3 protein-coding genes and 2 riboswitches are annotated in these 4374 nt (G+C 40.9%); of the genes, 1 reads left to right on the top strand and 2 read right to left on the bottom strand.

Translation table 11 applies throughout. The features are described from left to right. Positions 1-138 precede the first annotated feature (138 nt). The gene (locus A5875_RS21990) at positions 139-1062 is read left to right on the top strand and encodes an ArsR/SmtB family transcription factor (RefSeq protein WP_088935688.1); all 924 of its coding nucleotides are present in this window, start codon (positions 139-141) and stop codon (positions 1060-1062) included. Between the two features lie 259 nt (positions 1063-1321). Here A5875_RS21990 and A5875_RS21985 read toward each other — a convergent pair whose 3' ends face one another. Further along, entirely contained in the window at positions 1322-2524 is a 1203-nt protein-coding gene (locus A5875_RS21985) for a M20 family metallopeptidase (RefSeq protein WP_088935687.1), read from the bottom strand. A 36-nt stretch (positions 2525-2560) separates the two neighbouring features. Further along, complete coding sequence (locus tag A5875_RS21980; protein WP_088935686.1) at positions 2561-3838, bottom strand: MFS transporter; 1278 nt, start codon at positions 3836-3838, stop codon at positions 2561-2563. A gap of 292 nt (positions 3839-4130) precedes the next feature. Beyond that, positions 4131-4214: riboswitch (glycine riboswitch) on the bottom strand. A gap of 3 nt (positions 4215-4217) precedes the next feature. After that, a riboswitch (glycine riboswitch) is annotated at positions 4218-4321 on the bottom strand. Between the last annotated feature and the right edge of the window lie 53 nt (positions 4322-4374).

The raw sequence follows: 4374 nt of genomic DNA, 5'->3' as shown, positions 1-4374 counted from the left end.
TGCTTCGATAATAACAGCCTGAGAAAACGCTGTCAATGCTTTTAAAATCACTTATTTTCGACTTTATTTCCATCATAGAGGTATTTTTTTTGAATCAATTCTGATAAAATAACTCTATAAACACTTAAGGAGGGTCTTATGCTTAAAACAGGATTTTCATCAAAAGAAGAAATGATTCGCGTCTGTCACGCTCTTTCCACAGATGTCAGAGTAGCCATTTTAGAACTCTTAAAATACAACAATTTGAGTGTCATCGAGATCAGCAAACAATTGGACATCCCTTTTTCTACTGCCTCAAGTAACGTAAAAGTGTTAGAAAATGCCGGCCTAGTGATCACTGAATTACACCCGGGTAAACGCGGGGTGGTCAAGGTCTGCAGCAAGAACTTTTTTGATATTTTGATCTGCTTAAATAACGAAGATGAAGAACTCTTCAATAGTCAAAACACCATCAGTTACGATATGCCGATCGGACAATTCATTGATTATCAAATTGATGGTAGTTGCGGAATGGCCAGCGAGCGTGAGATTATTGTGGAGGATGACCCTACAGAATTCTTTACACCTGAACGGATGAATGCAGAGCTGATTTGGTTTAGACAAGGCTTCATTTCCTACAATTTTCCTAAAAAGAAGCTACCCGAATCAAAAAGATTGGATAGTCTGGCGTTTAGTCTGGAGCTTTGCTCTGAGGTAGCAAATTTTAACGAGGATTGGCCATCGGATATTACTTTTTCTATCAATGACCTGCCGATCTGTACGTGGACTTCCCCGGGCGATTTTGGTCAAATACGAGGAAAGCTAAATCCAGAATGGTGGGAATCGAACCGTACGCAGTATGGGCTTTTGAAAAATATCAAAATTTCACACGAAGGAACCTTTCTAGATAATCATCGGGTTAGTGAATACAGACTTTCTGACCTCAATCTTGATGATTCAGGATTCATTAAACTAACGATCGGTGTTGAAGAGGATGCGATAAATAAGGGCGGTATCAATCTCTTTGGGAAGAAATTTGGAAATTATGAACAGGCCATTGAAATGGTCTTGACTTATCAATAGGTATCCATCTTATTTACTAATGAGTCTTGCGTCAGCTTAACCAGTTTTTAAATTTATCAATGAAAAGCTGATTTCTGTTTCTTCTATATAATAAAGGCTAATAAAAAGCAAAATGACCAATGCAATCAGAAGATTGGATTCGCCATTTTGCTTTTTTAATAGTGTATCTTCTGAATGAATCATTTGATTTCAGTCATAGATCTTTAGCTTTATTAATTGAAAAAGCCGCAGACATGCACTTGTCTGCGGCTTCAATTAACTATTCTTCATTTAAATAATCGACAACGATACTGCCCATGACCTCGGCACAGATCAAAAGTGTTTTTTCATTGATGTCGAATTTAGGATGGTGATGCGGATAGACTGCTTTGTCTTCCACTTCGGCACCGACATAGATGAAGGTGCTTGGCACTTTTTCAGCGAAATAAGAGAAATCTTCAGATGGCGGAATCGGTTTGGTGATCTCAACTGATTCTACGCGATCCAATTTCGTATTTTTCAAGATTTCCGCTGCTTGTCGAGTGAATGCTGGATCATTATACAAGACCGGATAATCGGTTGTGTAATCTAATTCACACTTCACACTAAAGGCTGCTTCGACGCCTTCGCAGACTTTCTTTATTTCTCCATCAATAACTTTCCGCGCCTCCGCACTCATGGAACGGACGTCCCCTTCTAATACGACTTGATCCTTAATAATATTAAACTGTCCTTTTGCATCAAAGGAACCGATCGTAACCACACCCATATCAAAAGGATTGATCCGACGGCTGATCACCGTTTGAAGCATCGTCACAAAATAACTCCCCGCAACGATCGCATCATTGGCTTCATGAGGCGAAGAGCCGTGACCGCCCTTGCCTTTGATCGTCAGCTTGAAGAAGGAACGTGCTGTTTGGACTTCCCCCTCGCGATAAAATACTTTGCCGAAAGGAAAGTTGCTCATTACATGAATGCCGGCAACGTTGTCTACCCCTTCTAAACAGCCTGCCTTGATCATTCCGATAGCGCCTCCGGGAGGTGTTTCCTCCGCCGGCTGATGGAAAACCTTGATCTTTCCATGAAGCTGATCCTTCATCTCCGCTAATGTTTCCGCCAAAACCAGCATATAAGCAGTATGCGCATCGTGACCGCAAGCATGCATAACTCCTTCGTTTTTAGAGGCAAAAGGCAAATCAGTCGCTTCCTCGATTGGTAAAGCATCAAAATCAGCGCGAATGGCTAATGTTTTTCCTGGCTTTCCTGAATCAATCGTCACAATGACGCCATTTTCTCCATTGATATGACTTTCCACCGTAACATCCAAATCTTTGTTTTTATAGAAATCGACAATATATTTTGCCGTTTCTGTCTCGTAAAAAGACAATTCCGGATGTGCATGCAAATAACGACGAATTTCGATCATACGATCTTCTTTTTTACGCAGTTCCGTAAATAGCTGTTCTTTTAAATTCAAATTCATTTCCTCCTTTTTGCTAGTGCTCTATAAATTAATTTCTTAATCAACCGTTTCTGACAGTTCTGCATTTCCAGTAAAATATTTTCGTGAAGTCACATAAGAGCCAACCCATCCGAACAAAGTTAATGCGGTAAAGACGATCATAAATAACCAAGCGGTCTGGTATGAGCCTGACGCATCCAAAATGCTAGCTACAAAAACAGAACCTAAGGCCGTTCCGATCGTGCCTACACTGCTGACTAAGCCGTACGCTTCGGGATAATTCTTTTGTCCAAAAACGCCAGCAGTGATCAATGGCGGAGAAACGGTTCCGATTGGCGTTCCCAAACCAAAGGCAAAGGCCATCAAATACATAATTCCCAAACTATCACCGAACAACATCAAAATAAAGGCCAACAGAAATGAGCCGCAGCCGAAAACACTGCTGGCAACCACACCGAAGCGGTCATTTACCCATCCCAAAATCAGTTTACCAAAAATCCCCACAAAGGAATAAATAGAAATGATATTAGCCGAAGTTGCTGGATCGTGCATCTCTTGGATAGCCGCCGGGAAATTAGATAGCGCCCCCGTATTGATCAGACCGTTTAAAAACATCCCCATCATGGCTAATATGAAGAACACTTTGCTGTAGGAAGCCTTGACCGTGATAGAAGAATTTTTGCTTTCTTCAATCGCGCCTTCTGATTGATTCGCAGGTGCAACATTTGCGCCAAAAGCCACCAGACCTTTTTCTTCAGGAGAGCTCTTAAAAACAAATAGAACGATCGGCAATGAACACACTAACGCGATTCCCGCCATTAATTGATAGGTTGTGCGCCAGCCGTAATTATTCAAAAACATGGTGATGACTTGAGAAAAGATCGTTCCGCCAAGACCAATTCCGGCCATCGCTATACTCATGGCTAACCCGCGTTTTTCTTTAAACCACATCGTGATCATGTAAGTAATTGGGATTATCGTAGATGCCCAATAAAAGAGCCCCACAAAGATAGAGGAAATATACAGATGGACCGCTCCTTGAGCAAGCGAATAAGTAAAATAACTAATACAAAAGCCAATAACGCCGACAACTTGCAATACTTTCATTTGACCAGAGGCAATTCGTTTCGATACGATCGGTGATAAAAAGATACCGATCAATTGGACGATGGTGTTTACCAGCATAAACTGACTACGACTGATTTGCAGCTCGTCAATCACGGCCAGCGCATATTTTCCTGATAAGGACATAACCAACGGGACCATCGTCGCCGTAATCGCGACACACCCCGCAACAATCCACCAGCCATAAAAAATGCGTTTTCCTTCTTTCATATCCTATCTCCTTTTTTAATGATTGATGTAACCCTGCCCTCCCTCATAAATTTATATAGCTAACGGCTGTTTTAACGACCCGCACGTTCAAAAGCATGGCGCGTTTAACAGTCCGATATTCTTTCTTTTAACGCTTGCCTGAGCCTTTCGATCGATTAAGCGCCCTTCCAAATATAACTATAATCAAGTTATTTAAATAATATATTCACATGTGAAAAAGGTAACAAATATATCTTCGCGTTTCCCTTTCCCCACATCAAAAAAGAGGATAACTGTCCCTTGTACAGGTATCCTCTGTCATTTAACCTGAGAGATTCTCATTAGGCCAATAATCTCCTATGATTGCCCCTTCGGTGTATAATTATACTTTCCAGAGTTTTGTCCAACTACGATCCTTTTACCTGAGATCTTCATATGAATGCTCTGTAACATCCACACTTATTCCTTCGGCGGCATTTTAATACACTCTCTCGTAATTTTCATTCAAAAGTAAACGCTTTCACTTATTGAGTAATACTACCAGTTTGTTTTCAACC

Source organism: Enterococcus sp. 3H8_DIV0648, from assembly GCF_002140655.1.
In the GTDB taxonomy this organism is placed as follows: Bacteria; Bacillota; Bacilli; order Lactobacillales; family Enterococcaceae; genus Enterococcus_A; species Enterococcus_A hulanensis.
Note: the sequence above shows the minus strand (reverse complement) of the source record. Positions and strands in the feature narration are given on the sequence as shown.